General features: G+C 61.9%; 16 protein-coding genes, 1 tRNA gene and 1 pseudogene. 13 read left to right on the top strand and 5 right to left on the bottom strand.

Annotated elements, in window-relative coordinates; all coding sequences use genetic code 11:
- The first annotated feature begins 229 nt into the window (after window positions 1-229).
- The gene (locus ACPPVP_RS40595; protein ID WP_426529338.1) at window positions 230-1,705 is read left to right on the top strand and encodes an ATP-binding protein; all 1,476 of its coding nucleotides are present in this window, start codon (window positions 230-232) and stop codon (window positions 1,703-1,705) included.
- 261 nt (window positions 1,706-1,966) lie between these two features.
- Window positions 1,967-2,043, top strand: a tRNA-Arg gene (locus ACPPVP_RS40590).
- A 200-nt stretch (window positions 2,044-2,243) separates the two neighbouring features.
- On the opposite strand, the gene ACPPVP_RS40585 is transcribed toward ACPPVP_RS40590, so the two are convergent.
- Window positions 2,244-3,842 (bottom strand): Fic family protein, encoded by a 1,599-nt coding sequence (locus ACPPVP_RS40585; protein ID WP_426529336.1) that lies wholly within the window; start codon window positions 3,840-3,842, stop codon window positions 2,244-2,246.
- Window positions 3,843-4,194: 352 nt separating this feature from the next.
- Between ACPPVP_RS40585 and ACPPVP_RS40580 the strand changes: the two genes are divergently transcribed.
- Window positions 4,195-5,166, top strand: coding sequence for a hypothetical protein (locus ACPPVP_RS40580; RefSeq protein ID WP_426529334.1), 972 nt, complete (start codon window positions 4,195-4,197; stop codon window positions 5,164-5,166).
- 53 nt (window positions 5,167-5,219) lie between these two features.
- Window positions 5,220-5,540: a HigA family addiction module antitoxin gene (locus tag ACPPVP_RS40575; RefSeq protein ID WP_426529332.1), complete on the top strand. Its 321-nt coding sequence runs from the start codon at window positions 5,220-5,222 to the stop codon at window positions 5,538-5,540.
- On the opposite strand, the pseudogene ACPPVP_RS40570 reads toward ACPPVP_RS40575, so the two are convergent.
- Together ACPPVP_RS40570 and ACPPVP_RS40565 are read right to left on the bottom strand one after the other, a co-directional pair.
- Window positions 5,501-5,786: pseudogene (locus ACPPVP_RS40570) on the bottom strand (S16 family serine protease); the annotation flags it as partial. The gene ACPPVP_RS40575 and the pseudogene ACPPVP_RS40570 overlap by 40 nt on opposite strands.
- Before the next feature lie 322 nt (window positions 5,787-6,108).
- Complete coding sequence (locus tag ACPPVP_RS40565; protein ID WP_426529330.1) at window positions 6,109-7,638, bottom strand: hypothetical protein; 1,530 nt, start codon at window positions 7,636-7,638, stop codon at window positions 6,109-6,111.
- 115 nt (window positions 7,639-7,753) lie between these two features.
- Here ACPPVP_RS40565 and ACPPVP_RS40560 point away from each other — a divergent pair, with 115 nt between their 5' ends.
- Window positions 7,754-9,199, top strand: coding sequence for a hypothetical protein (locus ACPPVP_RS40560; protein WP_426529328.1), 1,446 nt, complete (start codon window positions 7,754-7,756; stop codon window positions 9,197-9,199).
- A gap of 468 nt (window positions 9,200-9,667) precedes the next feature.
- On the opposite strand, the gene ACPPVP_RS40555 is transcribed toward ACPPVP_RS40560, so the two are convergent.
- On the bottom strand, window positions 9,668-10,864 hold the full coding sequence (locus tag ACPPVP_RS40555; protein WP_426529326.1) for a CaiB/BaiF CoA transferase family protein: 1,197 nt from the start codon (window positions 10,862-10,864) through the stop codon (window positions 9,668-9,670).
- A 294-nt stretch (window positions 10,865-11,158) separates the two neighbouring features.
- On the opposite strand from ACPPVP_RS40555, the gene ACPPVP_RS40550 reads away from it, so the two are divergent.
- The 7 genes from ACPPVP_RS40550 to ACPPVP_RS40520 all read left to right on the top strand — a co-directional run bounded on the left by ACPPVP_RS40550 (window position 11,159) and on the right by ACPPVP_RS40520 (window position 18,598).
- Entirely contained in the window at window positions 11,159-12,406 is a 1,248-nt protein-coding gene (locus tag ACPPVP_RS40550) for an NAD(P)/FAD-dependent oxidoreductase (protein ID WP_426529324.1), read from the top strand.
- 489 nt (window positions 12,407-12,895) lie between these two features.
- The gene (locus ACPPVP_RS40545; protein WP_426529322.1) at window positions 12,896-13,813 is read left to right on the top strand and encodes an ABC transporter permease; all 918 of its coding nucleotides are present in this window, start codon (window positions 12,896-12,898) and stop codon (window positions 13,811-13,813) included.
- Complete coding sequence (locus ACPPVP_RS40540) at window positions 13,810-14,685, top strand: ABC transporter permease (protein WP_426529320.1); 876 nt, start codon at window positions 13,810-13,812, stop codon at window positions 14,683-14,685. Before ACPPVP_RS40545 ends, ACPPVP_RS40540 begins: the two co-directional genes overlap by 4 nt.
- Window positions 14,682-15,662, top strand: a complete 981-nt coding sequence (locus ACPPVP_RS40535; RefSeq protein WP_426529318.1) for an ABC transporter ATP-binding protein — start codon at window positions 14,682-14,684, stop codon at window positions 15,660-15,662. Before ACPPVP_RS40540 ends, ACPPVP_RS40535 begins: the two co-directional genes overlap by 4 nt.
- Window positions 15,659-16,609, top strand: coding sequence for an ABC transporter ATP-binding protein (locus ACPPVP_RS40530; protein WP_426529316.1), 951 nt, complete (start codon window positions 15,659-15,661; stop codon window positions 16,607-16,609). Before ACPPVP_RS40535 ends, ACPPVP_RS40530 begins: the two co-directional genes overlap by 4 nt.
- Window positions 16,610-16,655: 46 nt before the next feature.
- Entirely contained in the window at window positions 16,656-18,185 is a 1,530-nt protein-coding gene (locus ACPPVP_RS40525) for an ABC transporter substrate-binding protein (protein ID WP_426529314.1), read from the top strand.
- Window positions 18,186-18,358: 173 nt separating this feature from the next.
- Entirely contained in the window at window positions 18,359-18,598 is a 240-nt protein-coding gene (locus ACPPVP_RS40520; RefSeq protein ID WP_426529312.1) for a PilZ domain-containing protein, read from the top strand.
- A gap of 57 nt (window positions 18,599-18,655) precedes the next feature.
- Here the strand turns inward: ACPPVP_RS40520 and ACPPVP_RS40515 are convergent, their stop codons facing one another.
- On the bottom strand, window positions 18,656-20,329 hold the full coding sequence (locus ACPPVP_RS40515; RefSeq protein ID WP_426529310.1) for a tetratricopeptide repeat protein: 1,674 nt from the start codon (window positions 20,327-20,329) through the stop codon (window positions 18,656-18,658).
- Window positions 20,330-20,561: 232 nt separating this feature from the next.
- Between ACPPVP_RS40515 and ACPPVP_RS40510 the strand changes: the two genes are divergently transcribed.
- The gene (locus ACPPVP_RS40510) at window positions 20,562-20,717 is read left to right on the top strand and encodes a hypothetical protein (RefSeq protein WP_426529308.1); all 156 of its coding nucleotides are present in this window, start codon (window positions 20,562-20,564) and stop codon (window positions 20,715-20,717) included.
- Window positions 20,718-20,754 lie beyond the last annotated feature (37 nt).

The following is a 20,754-nucleotide window of genomic DNA, read 5'->3' as shown; positions in this document are numbered from 1 at the left end:
GACGCCGTTCTTTGAAACGTCGTAATTGGGGCGAATATATCTGTTTTCCCGGGGTTTTTAAGGGCGAGAAGCCGACGTGCCCGGGTCCCGGGAACGCCCGGACATTAGCGATCGGTAATTTGACCCGCCGGGGGCCGAAACGCATCCTCGGAATCAGTGCACGGGTAAGGACCACGCTGGTCTTTTGTCCGGCGGGCTCCAAATACAACGATTATCAAGGCGGATATTCGTGTCAGCGACCGACGACCAGTCGACCCCTCAAGCACCGCGGCCATGTGGCCCGCGTCGGCTTGGCTTGTCCGGCAAGCTTTTGCTGCTGACCATCCCCCTGGTGATGTTCGCGCTCCTGATGATCTACGTGCCCTCGATCGCGAATTTCTGGACCAACCGGCTGAACGATCGTCTCGCGGCGGCCAACACCGCCGCGCTGGTGCTGGATGCCGCGCCGCTTGGCATGGTGCCGGATTCGCTGTCGCGGCAGATCCTGACCAGCGTCGGGGCGCGCGCGGTTGCCATCAAGATGGGACAGCAGCGCCGGATGCTCGCCAGCGCCGACCTGCCGGCGGCGATCGACCGCGACATCGACATGCGGACCCTGACGGTGTGGTCTGCGATCGTCGAATCCTTTGAGACCATGCTGGAGACCGGCAACCAGACCATCCGCGTGGTGGGGCCCGCGCCCGGGGCCGCGCAATTCATCGAGGTGGTGGTCGACGAAAAGCCGTTGCGGCAGGCGATGTACCGCTTTTCCCGCAATTTGCTGGTGGTCTCGCTGGGGATCGCGATGCTCGCCGCGGGGCTGGTCTATCTGGCGCTGCATTTTCTGTTCGTCCGGCCGATGCGGCGGTTGACCGCCAATCTCGTCGGCTTCCACGAAAATCCGGAAAGTGCTGCGCGCATCATCGTGCCGAGTCAGCGCGGTGACGAGATCGGCGTGGCGGAACGCGAATTGTCCGACATGCAGCGTGATCTCGTTTCGATGCTCTCGCAGAAGAGCCGGCTCGCCGCGCTCGGGCTTGCGGTGTCGAAGATCAACCATGATCTGCGCAACCTTCTGGCGTCCTCGCAATTGCTGTCGGATCAGCTCGCCAGCGTGCCGGATCCACGGGTGCAGCGCTTTGCGCCGAAACTGATGCGCTCGCTGGAGCGCGCCATCGATTTCTGCCAGTCGACGCTTTCCTATGGCCGGGCGCAGGAAGCCGAGCCCGACCGTCGCATGATCCTGGTCGAACCCGTGGTGACCGAGGTGCGCGAATCCGCCGGCCTTGCCGCCGACGCCTCGATCACCTGGATCAGCGCGATCGAGCGCTCGCTGTCGATCGACGCCGATCCTGATCAGCTGTTTCGTGTGCTGCTCAATTTGGTGCGTAATGCCGCGCAGGCGCTGGAAAGCGCCAAGGGCGATGCCGCAGCCTTGCAGATCCGCATCACCGGCCGCCGCGAAGGCTCGGTTGCGATCATCGAGGTCTCCGACACCGGCCCCGGCGTGCCGGCGAAGGCGCGCGAGCATTTGTTCGAGGCGTTCCAGAGCTCAGGTCGCCCCGGCGGCAGCGGGCTTGGTCTTGCGATCGCCGCCGAACTGATCCGCGCCCATGGCGGCGACATCCATCTGATCGAGGGCACCATCGGCGCCACCTTCCGGGTCTCGATCCCCGACCGCCCGGTGGAACTGCAGAGCGTCCGCAACGAGCGGGCGCGGGCGTAAGGCGCGATCCGCCCGTCATTCCGGGGCGATGCAAAGCATCGAACCCGGAATCTCGGTGTAATTACAGAGAGATTCCAGCTTCGCGCCGCCGTATGTCCAGGAATGACATCGGATTAACCGCCTCGGATCCGTCGTCAGAACCCGCTTTCTCCACCTTGCAAAGCGGGGCCGGAGCGGGTAGCTAAAGCGCTCTTTCGCGGCCGTCCGGACCCTATTCGGACGCATCCGGGCCCCTTAAGGCCCAAATGCACAAGCGAAAACGCGCCCGTAGCTCAGCTGGATAGAGCACTAGACTACGAATCTAGGGGTCAGGAGTTCGAATCTCTTCGGGCGCGCCAAATCGATACCAGTCAGGATAAAACCGCGAACTAACGGCGCGCCGCGTGCAGCGCTTACGGCGCGAAGGGGCATGGCATTCGCTCTAATTGCAGACCTCAAGGCGAGAACTGCCATTTTGAGCCCGAGCGAGTTGATCATGAGCTGAAAGGACTTCGCTATCGCCCGCGTCTTGCAGTCCATGCTCCCGCTCGACGCATCATTATTTCGAGTCGACCGCATTGAGGTCAACTTCGGCCAACGTCTCGCCAGGCTTGCTCCGCCTGGGAGGCGGTGGCTCGTGCTTGGTGCAATCGACCACCAATTTCGTGAAGGGCACGATGTCGAGGCCGCCGCTCGCATCCTCGAGCGCCCTCATGTATTCGTCGCGCCGGTCGACGGGAACGATGGTCCAGGGAATTCCTGCCGACGCCAGCATCGAGTTCATGATGAAACGACCGGTCCGCCCGTTGCCGTCGGGCAGCGGATGGATGAACGTAAAGACGAAGTGCCCCAGGATCGCGCGCACGCGCGGATCCTGTTCGGCTTTCAGACATTCGAAGAACGATTCCATCGCGTCCGGCACGGTCTCCCAATTCACGGGCGTGTGTCGGGAGCCGCGGATATGCAGAAAGTGCTGGCGGTACCCCGCCATGTTCTCCGGCTTGACGATGCCGGCCGCTAGAGACGGCTGGAAGAGAGCGCGATACCAATTGAGGTGTTCGAGCTCGACGACTTCCTCCGCAGGTTCGCCGTCGAGAATGCGGGCGACCGCGGCGCGTACTTCTTGGAATGCGTCCCAATATCCCTTGGCGGCGAGCGCGTCGCGCTGCTGCCGGTCGTCCGCGTCGCCGTCCGGATTCCAGGATCCCTGGCGGACCTTCTCGATGAGCTGCTCGGTCACCGTGTAGCCCTCGATTGACAACGAGTGGTATGCGTCCGAGGTGTACCGATCGTCGATGGAAGCCAGGTATCCGTCGCGATCGTTAATCCTCCGGGGCTCGACGTCGAAGTTCTGCAGCACCTTGTCGCGCATCTCCGCCCACATTAGCTTCACGCGGGTCGCGATGGGAGACACCGGGCGAGTGACGGATAGCTGCATGTTTACGGGGCTCTTGAAAGGATCGGCGTCCTCCCGGACTTCGTGTCCGGCGCGCTTCATGGTGGAGACGATTTCGTCCGCTGCGCGCGCATTTCCCAGAAGCCTGTAGGCACCCGCCAACCGGCCCGCCGCGAGCACGTAGCCTCCGGCCAGCAGGGCATTTAGGATCGTGGTAGTGCCTCTGATCGAACCGAGCAGGGCGATGACGTCGTCTTTGTTGTTCTGCCAGAACGTGGGCGAAGCCGAGCATAGGGCGTCAGCCTGCGAAAAGGCGCGCATACCCGCGACTTCGACGGCCGAGGTCGGAAGCTTCGGCACTCTAAGCATGTATAGAGAATTGTCATGCAGCAGATCGAGTCGTTGATTGTTCGCAGCCGGCGAATGCACGATGACCTGAGGCGGGACGTTCAGATTCTCGGCATGGAGGACGATCGAAGCTTCAGGAGATACCACCCAGTTCTTGTCGAACCGGTCGTCGAGGTACGCCCGGCAGAACTGCCAGAGCGACGAATACCACGAGGTGGTGTCGCCGGGCGTCTCGCCGGGGCGGACCATCATGACCCATCCGCGGATGATCTCACTCAGAAAACCCGCTTCCAACAGCCGCTCGCGGTCGGCTCGACCCAGCTCGGCGAGTTTGAAGACCCGCCTATCGCCGTTCTTGCTGAGTTCTCGCAGGTTACTCAGTGAGCCCGCGAGTTTTTCGTTGAGACTCGCCATGCGATTTTCTCCCAGGGTGATGACGATCATCGCTATGCATTCGGCGACATCGGCTCACACTAATTTCATGTCGTTCAATTACACTAGCTATATGCTGTGTGGTTGCGCTAATTTCATGTCGATTATTTACACTAATTTCATGACGTTCAAAAGCACTAATTTCGTGTTGTGTAAACACACTACTTTTATGTCGATCGATTCCGCTAATTTAGGGACGGAAAGGAACAAGGCACTGTAACTACTGCTTATAAGAGGCCGATTTTCGCTCCCGACGCATTACTTAAAGTAAAGCCTGCCAAGAATTTTCTCGGCGCGTCTTGAAGTGTCACACCATATGATACATATTGGAACCATGACGTTCAAGATACGGCAAGATTTGAAGATAGCCCTATCCGGCGAGGAGACGATGGTCCCCGAGCCGACGAAGGCTGCCGTATTCCTCAGCCACCATGACCAAGACCACCAGCACGCCGCCAACTTGGCGCGGCTCATCGCGGCGCTGACCGACGACACAACGTCGGGGCAGAAGCGCTTCTGGACGGCCATTAGTCATTCCGACATCAAGCCGTCGTCGCTGCTGGTGTCCGAAAAAGTCAAGGTCTGCGACGTCGCCCGTGCCGCAGCCACGCCGTTCTGGCGCGAGCACGCTCAAGTCGACGAAGCGTACCTTTCGCGCAAGAAGATCGATGCCATCCGCGACGAGGTCATCGACCTCTGGAAGAACATCCTACCGAGTCCAGCGATTGTCGCGGGACATCACGATGTCCCGGAATATGCTTACGCGGAGCCAGATCCGGAACTGCTCTTCCGTCTCTGTCACGAGATCGCGCACGTGCATCTGTCCGAGACGGATGTCCAGCGCATCGAACTGGCGGTCAAGCAGGCCATCGAAAAGCGCGTCCGCCTCATTCAGAGGTTCGTCTTCAAATGGACCCGCGCATACCTGCGCGACGACGACGCAATGCGCGTCGCGATACATCGTTACCGCGTCAGAACCGGAATTTCTCCTCCCGGAATCGAGCCGAACCGGACGACGTGTTCGTCCAGTCCAGAATCGATCTCAATTTCCGAGGAGAACTACCATGAATACGTTCGCAGACCAGCGAACCGAAGACGTTTACCGCGGCCGACACCGGACGGATGTGCCCTCAAGCGTCGCACACAGAGCCGCCAGGCAAATCGATATCCTGCTTGCAGCCGCCAAGCTCGAGGACTGTCGAATTGCGGGACACGGACGCATCGCGAAGCGTCGCAACACGACGCCGCCCACCTTCTGCTGCAACACCGAAGGCCGGTGGTGGGTGACGTTCCATTGGCAGCATGAGAAGGCTGTCGACATCGCGCTCGAAGACACTGGCTAAGACCACCGAGGCCGACATGACTGAACGACGACCGACCAATCCGGGTGAGGTGCTCCGCGAGGACTTCCTCACCCCGAGCGAAATCACCCAAGACCAACTCGCGGAGGCCATGGGCGTGTCGCGCTTTCGCGTCAACGAAATCGTCAACGGCAAGCGGGCGATCACCGCCGAGACAGCGATCCTGCTGAGCAAGGCGCTCGGCACGTCGGCGAAATTGTGGATGAACCTGCAGATGGCGGTCGATCTGTTCGATGCCGAAAAGAAACTGGGCGGCGCGGCCGATGCGGTTCGCTGCCTAGTGCCGGCGACCGATTTCATAACGGAAACGCCGGCCTGATCGACGCGTTCGAGCCAGATGAACTCCAGCGCGTCGCGGGTGCCCTTCGGAATGTCGTCGAAGTCGCTCTCGTTGCGCGCCGGAGCATGACGCGCATCAGGCTCGCCGCGGCCGCCGCGACCACCTTCTCCTTGATGCCGCCGACCGGTAGCACCAGGCCATGCAGGGAAATCTCGCCGGTCATGGCGGCGTCTTTCCATACGGTCTGTTGGTCAGCAGCGAGGTGAGCGCCGTAAACGTCGCGAGCCGTAGGCAACCTAAAGTTATTGGTAGGTCCGCAAAGGGGGGCGTGCACTCCCAAAGGGCCAGCGGCATGGCCGCTGGTAGCAAACCCAAGAAAATCATATAGTGATTTCAATAATATACGAGTTCGTAGTTTTATTCTGAATGGCGCGCCATTCTTTTCAATGCGTTAGTCGGACGATAACAATATCCGTTTCGCTACCACAGCGCTCGCACCAATGCCCGATTGCGCTGCCGTCCGCGACGGTCACAACAAAGGCGATCTCGCTGTATTTTTACGCCAGTGCGGGTCGCGGCGCCCTATTAGTAACGTTCGGGCGCCGGGCTATCGCTGCGCATCTCTTCGTGATCGACGCGCTGATCGTTGCTGCTTCGCTCGTTGACGTTCCATCGCGCGACGCTGCTGCCGGGTCATGCCTTTAGGCGCGGGATCGGCAGGAAAGCTTATTGCCCGGATGGACCTTGTCTTCAGCTCAAGAGGCTTCTGCAGAACTTCGAAGTTCTCCCTATCCGTGCGCAAGTCCTGGACCATTTCCAGTGTCCAATCTTGCTGCGGATAGGCAACGAGATCCTCCGAGTCACCCATGTCGGAGATTGCCATCAGGGCGATTCCAACGCAGAGTTGCAGATCACGGTCGTCGTGCAAGACAGAAAGGCAGTACGTTTGGAGCATAGTTGCTCTGACTCGGCGATAGTCTTCCTGCGCCATCTCATCGGCGCCGGCGAGAATAAGAAAGACATAGGCAACCTTGTCACCCGTGGACCGATCGTGTGTCACAGCAATGCGGGCAAGCCGTCCCATCTTCTGCGCCTCTAGCGCTTCCCGCGCACCTATGATCGCCTCAGAGAGCACTCGGCGCCGCACGCGATCTTCTCGCGCCATTATGCGCAACGCTCGTTCCGCGTGTTCGACGGTGGGATCGGTATCCAAGATTCGGAATTGGTTGTCGTTTAGGACTCCGTCGCTAAAAAGGCCTATCAACTTATCCCACTCATAAGAGATACGGTTCGCCGTCGATCGCCGTTCATACTCCGGAGACCGGATAAGATAGGCGTACTCGCCCTGCACGAACGCTATCGCCGCATCAGCATCCGCGTTAGCGCCCATGACATCCGAAGTCGTGGGGAACCGATGCTCCCCATTCGGATCCACCATCAATAGATAGTTGGCTACCAGCTCCGCTTCACTCGGTGAGAATGACAACTTTCCTAATCGGATCAGATCTGCCCGCGCGTTTAGGTACTTCGTGAAGTCGGTAATCGTGTCGAATTCTTGCATGACGACATCAAGAGTTGCCATGTTGAAAACATGGACAAAGGGGCCATCGGGGTCGACGTCGCCAATGCAGAAGGCCCGATGATCGGGTAGGGTGAAGTCAACATGATCCTTCCTGCGAAGATTCGGAAGAATCATGAATGTACCGTCCGGGTCATCGAAGTAGGATGAAGCGGCCTGCTCTCCGCCGGAGGCGACGCAGATGCCATGGACGCGCCTTTGCCCGACTGGCGGCAAAGTCAGCGGGATGGGTTGCTCGCATTTGCCATCCGCGAATATCGCTTTCGGGCTCTGTTTCAGCCAGAGATCCGCTTTGCGGATCTGCTCGGCGGATTCGCCGATCGCCCGACTGTACCAGCGTTTCCAAGCGATTTCGAAGGGCGCATCCGACCAAGCGATATGCTTGTCGCTAAATATCAGCACGTCGTCACCGCAGACCACGAGAAGGTCACACAGTTCCTTGCCCGGCTTCTTGAACACGTTGGGCCAAGACCAGAGATCAAGAAACGTATCATTAGCCAGTTTGGCTAGATGCCTTTCGGTGGGCGTGAGGCCTGACGCTTTCTTTATCGGCGGCATGATAGGCACCTCCGGCGGCTGCTGAAATATTTGGTACTAGTACTTATAGAACATTCCCGTTTGCGCGCGAAAATCGGCAGAATGCCGCTTGTTGCAGAAAAATGACGAGGGGGCGATGGACGACTTCGCGATAACGCCCATTTCACTGACCCGCTTCAATGCCTTGGGCGGGTATGCGCGCCATCCCAGATCGTTCCTAATCATGGACGAGCTTGAATATTTCGAGACTGGAAACGGTGATGTACTGGGTATAGCGACCCTCGACATCACGGATCACGATTTTGGCGGAATCGTGCTGGCTCGAGACAGCAAGCTCTGCTTCCGCAGCGTCGATGTCAGCGAATTTTGCGCGACCGCCGACGAGGCACGGGAAGCGCTGTTCGCGGGGATGGTCAAGGCTGCCCAGGCAAATGCGGAGGAGCACCATCAGGGCGACGAAAAGGGCGCTCCGGTCGATTTTTTCACCCATCTGCATGAGGAGAGTCGGCTGAATCGGGCCTTCGTGCAACTGACGACCAATGAAGGATACTCACCGGCCCGACAGATCATCGGGCCGATGATGCGCTGGCACGAGGATGCCGATGGCAATTTCGTCGAGCAATTCCAGACTACCGGCTTCGACCAGCGGATCTGGGAGCTTTATCTGTTCGCCACACTGATTGAGGCGAACTACTCCCTCTCGCGTGTACATGCGGTACCTGACTTCTGCTGTTCAGGCATGCTGGGAGAGCTCTATATCGAGGCCGTGACGGTTGGACCAACCCTTAAGGACGGCAAGGTCGTGCCGTCCCCACCGATGGATACACCGGAGGATATGGAGCGCTATGTGAAGGAGTATATGCCAATCAAGTTCGGCAGCGCGCTCTTCTCCAAGCTAAAAAAGGAATACTGGAAGCAGCCGCACGTAGCCGGGAAGCCGTTCGTCTTTGCAATTGCCGACTTCTCGGCGCCGATGTCGATGGTGCATTCGCAACCGGCGTTGCCGCGTTACCTATTCGGTTACGAGCACACCGGCGCGCTCGATGATCAAGGCAAGGTGGTAGTTTCGCCGGTGCGGATCGAAACGCATCAATGGGGGGATAAGGCGCCGATCCCTTCAGGCTTTTTCCGTTTGCCGGAGGCCGCGCATGTGAGTGCTGTGATTTCGAGCAATGGTGGCACGATCGCCAAATTCAACCGCATGGGCGTTCTGGGAAAATTCGGATCAAAGCAGGTGCTGATCATACGTGAAGGCCTGATGTTCGATCACAATCCCGATGCGCTCCAGCCTAAGATCTTTCGAGTGATCGTCAATTCGGCTGGTTACGAAGAGGACTGGATCGAAGGGCTGAATGTTTATCACAATCCCAATGCCGAAATCCCTCTGCCGATGGAGATGTTCCCGGGCGCGGCTCACTATTTCTGCGATGAGACGGGCCAAGTCACGAGCCACACGCCGCATTTTCATCCCATAACGTCCATCACCAAACATTTCTGTCCCGTAGACGTGAACGAGGTGTTGGCCGAGGCTGGCGACAAGACGCATGCGGTTTGGACGGCGAGGCCTGGACAAGCGGAGTGAGCTTGCCCGCAGTCTGTTAATCCGGTTCCCGGCAATTGCCGACATCTCGAAACCCTCGTGCCCCGAAGACAGCGATGCCGCCCGGAACAAGAAGCCGGGCGGCCGAGCCGAAGTCAGGTCGAGCGTGTAAAATATAGAATTATATTGCGATTTCAATAATGTATGAGTTCGCAGTTTTATTCTGAGTGGCGCGCCATTGTTTCCAATGTTCTGAATGCATTTGGAGGGCGAATCTCTCCTGTTCGACTCCACATAAAAGCACCCGTTCCCTGTCGCCTCGCGCCAAGGGTCTTCGACGACAATGGGGTTAAGCTGGACCACGCCACTTCGCATTCTCCCCGACCACAAGCTGTGACGCCTCGTGGTCGAGCCAAAGAGCCCTACGATATCTTTTTGTGATGGCGCGCGGCAGTTCGATTTCAGGTGCCTGACCATTGCCCCCGTTGCGGCAACGACTGAGCGCTCGGTTCAGTCGGAAATCCCGACCACTTTCTTTTCGATCATGGAAGCCACGTCTTCGTCGGTGAAACCGGCCTCTCGCAGAATCGCTTGCGAATGCTCACCAAGCCGGGGCGGCATGCTGCGGATTTCCGCCGGGGTATCCGAAAAGCGGGCGGAGGGACGTGCCTGCCTGATCTTGCCCTCGCTGGGGTGATCGAGCGTGGCGATCATGCCGACGGCTTTCAAATGCGGTTGTTCGGCAATCTCGGTAATCTTCGCGAACGCGGCGTGAGGAACGTCGATGCGAAGCAGCAACTCCTCCCATTCGGCCGTGGTTCGCGTGATGGCGATCTCGGCCATCTTGTTGTAGATCCGATCGATATTTTTCGCGCGTGAGACCGCATCCCTGACCGCGAATTGTTCAATGCATTCGGGATGGCCGACGGCTTCGAAGAAGACGCACCAGTTGTCGCCCGAGTAAGGCAGCATGGTCAGCCAGCCATCCTTGGTGCGCACCGGCCGCCGCTCTTTCATGCGCTTGTAGCCGGCCGGTCCGATCGGCGGATCGAAGGCGTGGCCACCAAGCATCTCGATGCTGTTGAAGGCAGTAATGGTTTCAAGCATGGGGACTTCGACCATCTGTCCTTTGCCAGTGCGCTCGCGATGTACCAGCGCCGCCGATACCGCGCCCACGATCGTCAAGCCGCAGATCTTGTCCGCGACCAGGCTCGGCACGAAGGCCGGCTCATCGTCGCTGCCCATCGCGGAGGCGAAGCCGGAACTGGCCTGTATCACCTCGTCGAAGGCGGGGCGGGCGGCCCACGGTCCGTCCTGGCCGAAACCGGTGGCGGCGGCATAGATCAGTCGGGAATTGATCTGTTGGCAGGACTCATAGCCGAAGCCCAGTCTTGCCAATGCCGCCGGACGGATATTGGTGAGCAGGACATCCGCCTTGGCGATCAGGCGCTGCAATACGGATTTGCCGTCCGGCTGCTTGAGATCCAGCGCCAGGCTGCGCTTGTTTCGATTCACCGCCATGAATTGCCCGGTCATGCCGCGATTGCGGAACTGACCGCTGTAGCGCCACGTGTCTCCCGTCAGCGGCTCGATCTTAATGACTTCCGCGCCCCAGTCACCCAAGGTTTGGCTAGCGTACGGACCGTACAGCACGCTGGTCAAATCCAGAACCGTGATACCAGCGAGCGGACCTGATGGCTGACTCATTGAAGATGGCCCTCTGTGGAGATGGAATTTATCGGTGCCGTGAAGAGGGGCCGCCAGGTTGCTGGTGGAGACCCAAGATCGAAGACTGACTTTCCAAATTGCCGCTTAGGCACGGCGCTTTCAAGTTGGTTCTTGCAATTGAGCGACACGTGTCGCCGTCCGCAGTGACGCGTTTGATGCCAAGTCGATTTGGCTGTGCCAAGTCTGAGCGCGAAAAAAATTTCGGGCGGAATGCCAGCTATTGGCGGGCGGGCCGTGATGTGAAATCCTGCCGTGCAAGTGTGTGGAAAGCCGATGCCGGAAGAAACAGTTGACGTCGTAGTCCTCGGTGCCGGCATCGTCGGCGTATCAACAGCCTATGCCGCGCGGGAGCGCGGGATGTCGGTCGTGCTCGTTGATCGGCGCGAGCCCGGTAGCGAGACCTCCTATGGCAATGCCGGTATCATCAGCAGCGGCTCGATATCGCCGCTCAACAATCCGTCGCTGTGGAAGGCGCTGCCGAAATATTTGACCAACCGCCACGCCGCGTTGCGCTGGAATCCGGTCTGGGCCATTCAAAACGCGGGATGGGTCGCACGCTTTCTGGCCGACGCGGCCGCGTCGCGTTTCAAGCCGCGGGCGACCGCCCTGCATGGGTTGATCGGCGCATCGGCAAAACTGCACCGGGAATGGATCGTGAAAGCGGGAGCAGGGCATCGCATCCGCGAGACCGGCTGGCTCAAGGCATGGCGCGGGGGTGCGGTCGCGTCGGCGGAGCAGGAACAGGCTCTGCTCGCCGAATACGGCATCGCCAGCGAATTGCTCGATCGTCAGGCGATCTCCGCGCTCGAGCCGGGTATCGTGCCTGTTTACAAGGTGGGCCTGCTGCACACGGAGACCGCCTCGGTCGATTCACCGGGGGCCGTGGTCAAGGCCTATGCGCGCATGTTCGCCAGTGCGGGCGGCGACATCAGGCAGGCGGATGTCAAGGCGATCGTTCCCGATGGCGATCGTTGGCGTGTGGCGCTGGCTGGTGGCGAGATTTTGGCGCGCCATGTCGTGGTCGCGCTGGGACCGTGGTCCGCCGATATTTTGCAGCCGCTCGGTTACCGCGTTCCGCTCGCCTTTGAGCGTGGCTACCATCGCGAATTCAAGCCGAACCCGTCGCGTTCGTTGCGGCGTCCGATCTATGACATCGACGGCGGTTTCATCATGACGCCGATGGAGCAGGGCATCCGCGTCACCTCGGGCGTCGAGTTGACCGGCCGCGATGCGCCTTCCTCGTTTGCCCAGCTCGATCAGGTCGTTCCGCTCGCGCGCGGCGTGGCCGAATTCGGCGATGCCGTCGGCGAAACGTGGCGCGGCTCGCGACCGACGCTGCCCGACAGCCTGCCGATGATCGGTCCCGCGCCCCGGCATGCCGGGCTGTGGCTTGCCTTCGGAAACCAGCACATCGGCTTCACGACGGGGCCTGCGACCGGCGCCGCGATTGCCGCCATGATCGACGGCGCGGCACCGCCATACGACGTTACGCCGTTTGCGCCAGGCCGCTACATTTCCTGACGCCGCTGCCGCACGCGCGCCAACGATTCCGCATGAATGCGGAGCAGGCCGCCGGGGAGCATCGCGAGCACCGCAAGCAAGAGACCAGCCCGGACCAGTTCGCTGCCGATGAGCCTTGACGCCGCGCAACCGGCACCCGCGTGGAGCTCATCTCGGCTCAGATCGCTCGAAAAATGGGCGCAGGCTTGAGGCGGCGGACCTCGGTGTCAGGCGCGGTCTGCACGTGGCCCGGATTCCGGAACCATAGACATTGAATTCGCTCGAACTTTTTGCGGCGGTTAACTCCCTGCCTGGGCTTGGCTTCTGTCGTGAGACTTGGCGGGCGTGGCACGCACATTGCACTCAATCGCGATGGGGATTGCCGCCACGGGCAATCGTGGCAATCGTCAACTCGCTCTTGCATGGGACGACAGTTTGGTGACACCGTTGCAGTTGCTTGGCTGGCCTGAGAACGTGGGGACGCGCTCGTCGGTCCCTGGGGTTTTGTAGATGTTGCGTCTGATTGCCCGGCGTCTTGCCATCGGTGTGCTGGTCGCGTTCACCGTGATGACGCTCGCATTCCTGCTGACGCGGCTGTCGGGCGACCTTGCGGTTTCGATCGCAGGCCCCTCGGCGACGCAGGCCGACGTCGAAATCGTGCGCAAGGCTTATGGCCTCGACCGCCCGCTCTATGTTCAGTTCTTCGCCTGGACCGGCCGCGCTTTGGTCGGCGATTTCGGCCAGAGCTATTTCTTCAAGGACAGCGTGGCGAACCTGATCCTGAAGCGCCTGCCGATCACGGTCACGCTCGGGCTGGTCGGGCTTACCCTTGCGTTGGTCATCTCGATTCCCCTCGGCATTTTGGCGGCGCTGCGCGAAAACACCTGGGTCGACCGCGGCGTCACCCTGTTCACGATGGTGGGGCAGGCGGTGCCGAGCTTCTGGCTGGCGCTGATCCTGATGATCGTGCTCGGCCTGCAGCTCGGTATCCTGCCGATCTCGGGCACCGGCACCTGGCAGCATTTCGTGATGCCGGGCATCGTGCTCGCCTTTACGGCGATCCCGGCGCTGACGCGGCTGACGCGCTCCGGCATGATCGAGGCGATGGCGTCAGACTACATCCGCACCGCGCGCGCCAAGGGCCTGTCGCGGGCGCGGATCATCTTCAAGCACGCGCTGCGCAACGCCGCCATTCCCGTCGTCTCGATTGCCGCGGTCCAGCTCGGCTTCATGCTGGGCGGCTCCATCGTCATCGAGACCGTGTTCGCGCTGCATGGCGTCGGCTATCTCGGTTGGGAAAGCATCGCCAAGAATGATTTCCCGGTCGTGCAGGCGGTGGTGCTGGTGCTGGCCGTGTTCTATATCGGCCTCACTTTGCTGGCCGACATCCTCAATGCACTGCTCGATCCGAGGCTGCGCACGGGATGAGCGAACCGATTGCCATTCAGGCGCCCCAGCCTTCGAGTGCGTCGCGCATCGGCACCGCCGGCTTTGCGATCGGAATCGCTATCGTCGCGCTGGTCGTCGCCGCCGCCGTCATCGGCAATGCGCTGGTGCCGCAGGATCCGTTTATTCAGGATCTCGGGAATCGATTGAAGCCGCCGTTCTGGATGGAAGGCACCCAGGCGGGGCATCTGCTCGGCACCGACCAGCTCGGGCGGGACTATCTGGCGCGGCTGGTCTATGGCGCGCGCATTTCGCTGCTGATCGGAATCATGACGGTGATCACCTCGGGCCTGATCGGCATCACGCTCGGCGTGCTCGGCGGATTCTTCGGCGGCCGCGTCGATGATGTCGTGCTGTTCGCCATCACGACGCGATTGTCTATCCCCGTGGTGCTGGTCGCGCTCGCGGTGGTCGGGCTGATGGGGTCGGGCCTCGGGCTCGTGGTGGCAACGCTGGGGCTATTGTTGTGGGATCGTTTTGCAGTTGTCGCGCGCGCGACTACCATGCAGGTCCGCAACCATGACTATGTCAGCGCCGCCTGGTGCGCCGGCGCCTCGATGCCGCATATCCTGATCAAGGAGATTTTGCCGAATATCGCGAGCCATCTTGCGGTGGTGGCCACGCTGGAGATGGCGCTGGCGATCCTGCTCGAAGCCGCTCTGTCGTTCCTTGGTCTTGGCGTGCCGCCGCCGCTGCCGTCGTGGGGGCTGATGATCGCCGAGGGTAAGGATTACATGTTCTTTTCGCCCTGGGTGATCATGATCCCCGGCGTCGCGCTGGCTGTTCTGGTGCTCGGCATCAATCTGGTCGGCGACGGATTGCGCAATCTGCTCGGCGCGGAGCGGCTGCGATGAGCGCGCTGTTGGAGGTCGAGGAGCTTCAGGTGAGTTTCGGCGGCCGCACCGCGGCGGTGCGCGGCGCCTCGTTCCGGGTCGAGAAGGGTGAGACCCACTGCCTGGTCGGCGAATCCGGTTGCGGCAAATCCGTCACCGCGCTGGCGGTCATGAGCCTGCTCGCGCGCGGCGGCCAGCGTACGGCGAAACGGATGAGCTTTGCCGGCACCGATCTCACCGCGTTGTCGGACCGCGAAATGGCGCGGCTGCGCGGCAACCGCATGGCGATGATCTTTCAGGAGCCGATGACCAGCCTCAATCCCGCCTTCACCATCGGCTCGCAGATGGCGGAAGTGCTGACGCGCCACAAGGGCGGCTCGCGCGCCGCGGCGCTGGACCGCGCCGCCGAACTGATGGGCCGCGTCGGCATCACCGCTCCCGGCATGCGGCTCGGCCAGTTCCCGCACCAGCTCTCGGGCGGCCTGCGCCAGCGCGTGATGATCGCGATGGCGCTAATGTGCGACCCCGAACTATTGATCGCCGACGAGCCGACCACCGCGCTCGACGTCACCGTGCAGGCGCAGATCCTGCGGCTGCTCGCGAACCTCAAGCGTGAGCTCGGGCTCTCGATCCTCCTGATCACCCACGACCTCGGCATCGTCGCACGCGTCGCCGATCATGTGTCGGTCATGTATGCCGGCGAGGTGGTCGAGCGCGCGACGACCGCGGAACTGTTCCGTTCGCCGCAGCACCCCTACACGCGCGGTCTCCTGTCCTGCGTGCCGGTGCCCGGCCGGGTGCAGCGCGATCGGCCGCTCGGATCGATCCCCGGTGTGGTGCCGGCCATCGGCCCCGGCTTTGCCGGTTGCGCCTTCCGCTCGCGCTGCGCCCACGCCGACGAGACATGCGCGCGCGCGATTCCGCGGCGGCAGGCCGGCGACGCGCACGATTATCTGTGCCGGCTCGCGCCTGATAGTGCGGAGCTGCAACCCGCATGACCGCCGCGATCGAGGTCGAGAATCTGCGGTGCGAATTTCGCGTGCACACCGGTTTGATGTCGGCGGAAAAGCGCGTTGTCGCGGTCGACGATGTCACCTTCAGCGTGCCGGCCGGCAGCGTGCTCGGCATTGTCGGTGAATCCGGCTGCGGCAAATCCACGCTCGCGCGCATGATCCTCGGACTGCTCAAGCCGACGGCGGGCACCGTGCTGGTCGACGGCAAGCGCCTGTTCGACCTCGATCGCAAGGCACGCGCCCGGCTGATCCAGCCCGTGTTCCAGGACCCGTTCGCCTCGCTCAATCCGCGCCGGCGCATCAAGGACATCGTCGCCCTGCCGCTGGCAGCGCAGGGCACCTTCTCGCGCGGCGAGATCGAGCGCCGCGTTGGCGGCATTCTCGAGCGTGTCGGGCTGTCGGCCGCGATGGGCGAGCGCATGCCGGCGCAACTCTCCGGTGGGCAACGCCAGCGCGCGGCGATTGCTCGCGCCCTGGTGCTGGAGCCCAGGATCGTGATCTGCGACGAGCCGACCAGCGCGCTCGACGTCTCGGTGCAGGCACAAATCCTCAATCTGCTCGCCGATTTGCGCCGCGACCTCGGGCTGACCTATCTCTTCATCAGCCATAACCTCGCCGTCGTGGAACATGTCGCGAGCGAGGTCGCGGTGATGTATCTCGGCCGTTTTGTCGAGCGCAACGAAACCGACGCGCTGTTTCGCGAGCCCGGCCACCCCTATACCAAGGCGCTGCTGGAAAGCGTGCTGACGCCGGAGCCGGGCAAGGGCGTACCCGACATCGGCCTCGGCGACATCATGCCGGATCCGGCCAATATTCCGCCGGGCTGCCGCTTCAACCCGCGCTGCCGTATCGCGGTCGAGCGCTGCCGCCATGAGGCACCAACGCGCATGGTCCGGCCGCCCCAGGGAATGGTAGAATGTCATCTGGCATAGAGCGTGCTTCACGCCGCTTTGCAAAACACAGGTAATGGAGGGCGATATGCGTATGCAAAACAAGCTCGGCGCGGCCATTCTGGCGATGGCGCTGCTCGGCGCCGCCGCGGCGCCCGCGACAGCACAAAAATCCGCCGATACGCTGCGGATCGTAATGCGCGACGCGCTTCCCAACATCGATCCCTATTACAACAATCTGCGCACCGGCGTGGTGATGCACCATCAGGGCTGGGACGCGCTGGTCTACCGCAATCCCGATACCTTCAAGCTCGAGCCGCTGCTCGCCACCGAGTGGAAGCAGCCGGATCCGACCACCATCGAGTTCACGCTGCGACCGGGCGTCAAGTTCCACGACGGCAGCCCGTTCACCGCCGATGACGTCGTCTACACCATCAACCTGATCGCCGATCCGGCGAGCCGGCTGTCGACGCCGGCGAACTACAACTGGCTCGACAAGGCCGAGAAGACCGGCGATCTCTCGGTGCGCGTCACGCTGAAGCGGCCGACCCCCGCAGCGCTGGAATATTTCGCGCTCGTGATCCCGATCTATCCCAAGGCTTATCGCGAGAAGGTCGGCGCTGAAGGCTACGCCAAGGCGCCGGTCGGTGCGGGTCCCTACAAGATGACCAAGGTCGAGCCCGGCGTCTCCATCGACTTCGAACGGTTCGAGGATTACTGGGCCGGCAGCCCGAAGGGCAAGCCTGCGATCAAGAAGCTGAGCGTGCGCTTCGTGCCTGATGCCACGACCGAGATGACGGAATTGCTCGCCGGCCGCGCCGACTGGATCTGGAACATGAACCCTGACCAGCTCGATCCCGTGAACAAGATGCCGCATCTGCAGGCGGTTCGGAAGGAATCGATGCGGGTCGGCTATCTTTCGCTCGATGCGGCCGGCCGCACCGGCGCCGACAATCCCCTGACCAAGCAGAAGGTGCGTCAGGCGATCTGGCATGCGATCGATCGCAAGGCGATCGCCGACAAGCTCGTGACCGGCGGCAGCCGCGTGCCTTCAGCGCCGTGTTTCCCGTCGCAGTTCGGCTGCGACGCCGAGGTCGCGGTGCCTTACGACTACGATCCGGCGAAAGCGAAGCAGCTTCTCACTGAAGCCGGCTATCCCGACGGCTTCGAAGTCGAGCTAGCCAGCTACGTGCTGCCGCAATGGGGCTCGGCAGTCCAGAACTACCTGCTTGCGGTCGGCATCCGCGCTAAGCTCAACCAGCTCCAGACCGCGGCCCTGATCCAGCGCGCCAAGGCGGGTGAGCTGCGCATGTATCTCGGAAGCTGGGGTAGCTTTTCGATCAACGACGTCTCGGCGTTTCTGCCGAACTTCTTCGATGGCGGCGCCGACGACTATGCGCGCGATCCCGACGTGCAGAAGGGGCTGGTCCAGGGCGGGTCGACCATTAACCCGGAGGTGCGCAAGGAGGCCTATTCGGCGGTGATCAAGAAGATCACCGAGCAGGCCTACTGGGCGCCGATGCACACCTATGTGACGACCTACGGTTACGCCAAGCAGCTCGATTTCACGCCGTACCCGGACGAACTGCCACGCTTCTATCTGGCGCGGTGGAAGTAAACCCGGATCTCACTTGCCGTGGTTCGTCAAGTGCGCTGCGCGGGGCTTCGGCCCCGCGACGAATGTTGTGGGGCTCGCCTCTCCTGGCATGCCGAAAATTCCCGAATATTTAATCTTTCGGCGGCACAGTACTTGAATACTGTCTCCTTTAATGTCCGCCGGAATTTTTCGCGATGGTCGAAACCCGGATTGCACCGCGCGTCCGTGTCATGAAGGCCGCCAAAATCGAGTATGGCGGCGACAAATATGCTTGCACCGTTCGCGATCTATCCGCCACGGGCGCGGCGCTGGATTTTCCGGACCTGATCCGTATCCCCGATGAATTCACATTGGTCCTCCCCGAGGACGGATTGAAGCTGCTTTGCCGTGTCGTCTGGCGCAGGGAGTATAGGGTCGGCGTCACATTCGACTAGCCCAGCGAGCATCGCGTCCCACGTTCGTCGACGGTTCGCCCTGCGTCCGGGCTTACGTCAGCTCGCCGGCAAGCCCGCCGCCGCCATCAACTGCATGATCCGTTCGGCCGCCTCGAGATAGACCGGGCTGGAATTCTTTTTGGGCGTCGGGACGTTTTGCACGGTCGAGCCGGGCCGCAATTCACGGCCCTTTTCCATCGCCGCCCTGGCTTCGTCGGTCTTCCCCAGTTGCTGATAGGCCGCCGCCAGCAACATATGCGTGCGACCACTGGCCGCCGTGATCGCGATCGACTTCTGCAGCCACGGCACGGCGTCTTCGGCGCGGCCCATCAGCATGTTGGCCCAGCCGGCGCCGATCAGCCACGTCCAGCGCGAGACCTGCGGCGTATCGAAGCGGTCCGCCTGCTTGAACGTTGCCAGTGCGTCCTCAAAGCGTCCGGTCTGGATTTGCGCAAGGCCGACATGATACAGCGCGATCCCGTTCCACGGATCGAGGCTCAAGGCCCTCGCGCAGGCCACGAGGCTGGCGCTGAACTGGTTGGTGGCGTTGAGGAAGCGGCAATAGGCCTCGTGCGCCGGAATATAATTCGGCTTCGCCCGCAGCGTCTGCTGCAACAGCGCCTCGGCCTTAGTCTCCGCCGGCTCGCGCTGGGCCGGGCTCAGCCACACCATCTGCACGCCGCGCATCAGCAGCGCGGCCAGTGCGACCTGAACCTCGACATTGCCGGGGTCTTCGGCCAGCGCCTTCTCCAGCATGGCCTGCGCCGCCTGAAAACGCTCCGGCGAGGTCTGGTTGATATGGGCGGTGGCCTGCTCAATCACGACCTTGCTCTTCGCAGCTGACCGCGCGTCGGCATTCAGCAGTTCGTTGATGCGCAGCGCCAGGGCGTGACCGACGCCCGCCGCGAGCCGGGACTGCTGCATCTGCAGGTCCGTATCCGCAGGGTTGACGGAGTATGACGCGGTCCACGTCACCTCGCCGGTTGCCGTGTCGGTCATGCGCGTTCGTATCGTCCAGGCCTGCTCGCTCTTCTGCAGTTCGCCCTTCACCACGAAGTCGGCCTTCGGTGCACCCGTTTCCAGAGCCAGCACGCGGATGTTTTCGATCTTCGCCAGCCCGTCGGTCAGGCGGCCGCTCACATCGGCCGCCATCTGGGCGACGTGCGAATCGTTGTTCGCATCCGCGATCGGCATCACGGCGATGCTTGTCGGCCCGCGCGCAAAGATCAGGCCGGGACTCAACATCCACACGGCGACCGCCGTACACAGGATGGCGAACCCCGCGACAGCAGCGAACGCGACGCGACGCCGGCTGAAGTCGAGAACCCGTTTCGCGGGCTCACCGGTCGTCTCGGTGACCGCCTTCGTGTCTGATACTGCAGGCGACGGCTGGCTGACGGGCGCAATTTCCGGCGCCGCAGGGACGGGGACCCCCGTCACCTCGGCCTGGAACAGGTAGCCGCGGCCGGAGATGACCCGGACCACCTGGCGCTTGTCGTCGCCGAGCGCGGTGCGGATTTCACGGATGCACTGGAACAGGCTGTCCTCGCCGACATGGACGTTCGGCCAGGCGGCTTCCATCAACTGCTGCTTGCTCAGAACGCGGCCGGCATTCCCGGCGAGCAGCCGCAGTATCTCCAGCGCTTTGGGCCGGAGCCTGATCGTCCCGCCATCGGGGGCACGCAGCTCGGCGCGCTCGGAGTCAAGCTCAAAGCCAGCAAAGCGCAGCACGTCCCCTCCCACCGGCAGCTGTCCCCATTTAGTCCCCGGATCGACCGGAAAAATGTGCCCAAACGTACAGGCGCGCCGAATATCAGAAAAATTTCAGAATGTCTCAGCCGCAATCTCAGGACCTTTCTGACGCGAAATGAGAGGAAAGGGCGAAGTTGCTGTGGAGATTCGTGCCGAATGGGGACTGCGATGCCGGACCGGCGCGTGGACCTCTGCGGGCTGGGGACAGAAGATGTGTCGGCGGCAAGCGGGCTGCGCGCCGCGCCGTGGATGGGCCTCACGCCTTGAAATGGCGCAACGGCTTGCGGTCGGGGCCACCTTCGCGGGCGAGTTCTCCAATGTCACCCGCAGCCACGCCGGCAAGGGAATCGTGGGCTATGTGTGGTGAATTTCATAATCGGACCGGTATCCGCATGCTAAAATTA

Origin of the sequence: Bradyrhizobium sp. McL0615 (genome assembly GCF_049993905.1) — a bacterium.
GTDB lineage: Bacteria > Pseudomonadota > Alphaproteobacteria > Rhizobiales > Xanthobacteraceae > Bradyrhizobium.
The sequence above is the reverse complement of the archived record's forward strand: the minus strand, read 5'-3'. Positions and strand labels throughout refer to the sequence as shown.

Excerpts from the sequence above, each read along its gene's own strand:
- ACPPVP_RS40535 (WP_426529318.1), top strand. The coding sequence starts at position 14,682 with ATGAGCGCGCTGTTGGAGGTCGAGGAGCTTCAGGTGAGTTTCGGCGGC.
- ACPPVP_RS40585 (WP_426529336.1), bottom strand. The coding sequence starts at position 3,842 with ATGGCGAGTCTCAACGAAAAACTCGCGGGCTCACTGAGTAACCTGCGA.
- ACPPVP_RS40565 (WP_426529330.1), bottom strand. The coding sequence starts at position 7,638 with ATGCCGCCGATAAAGAAAGCGTCAGGCCTCACGCCCACCGAAAGGCAT.
- ACPPVP_RS40510 (WP_426529308.1), top strand. The coding sequence starts at position 20,562 with ATGTGTCGGCGGCAAGCGGGCTGCGCGCCGCGCCGTGGATGGGCCTCA.
- ACPPVP_RS40520 (WP_426529312.1), top strand. The coding sequence starts at position 18,359 with ATGGTCGAAACCCGGATTGCACCGCGCGTCCGTGTCATGAAGGCCGCC.
- ACPPVP_RS40555 (WP_426529326.1), bottom strand. The coding sequence starts at position 10,864 with ATGAGTCAGCCATCAGGTCCGCTCGCTGGTATCACGGTTCTGGATTTG.
- ACPPVP_RS40525 (WP_426529314.1), top strand. The coding sequence starts at position 16,656 with ATGCGTATGCAAAACAAGCTCGGCGCGGCCATTCTGGCGATGGCGCTG.
- ACPPVP_RS40540 (WP_426529320.1), top strand. The coding sequence starts at position 13,810 with ATGAGCGAACCGATTGCCATTCAGGCGCCCCAGCCTTCGAGTGCGTCG.
- ACPPVP_RS40530 (WP_426529316.1), top strand. The coding sequence starts at position 15,659 with ATGACCGCCGCGATCGAGGTCGAGAATCTGCGGTGCGAATTTCGCGTG.
- ACPPVP_RS40560 (WP_426529328.1), top strand. The coding sequence starts at position 7,754 with ATGGACGACTTCGCGATAACGCCCATTTCACTGACCCGCTTCAATGCC.
- ACPPVP_RS40545 (WP_426529322.1), top strand. The coding sequence starts at position 12,896 with ATGTTGCGTCTGATTGCCCGGCGTCTTGCCATCGGTGTGCTGGTCGCG.
- ACPPVP_RS40575 (WP_426529332.1), top strand. The coding sequence starts at position 5,220 with ATGACTGAACGACGACCGACCAATCCGGGTGAGGTGCTCCGCGAGGAC.
- ACPPVP_RS40550 (WP_426529324.1), top strand. The coding sequence starts at position 11,159 with ATGCCGGAAGAAACAGTTGACGTCGTAGTCCTCGGTGCCGGCATCGTC.
- ACPPVP_RS40580 (WP_426529334.1), top strand. The coding sequence starts at position 4,195 with ATGACGTTCAAGATACGGCAAGATTTGAAGATAGCCCTATCCGGCGAG.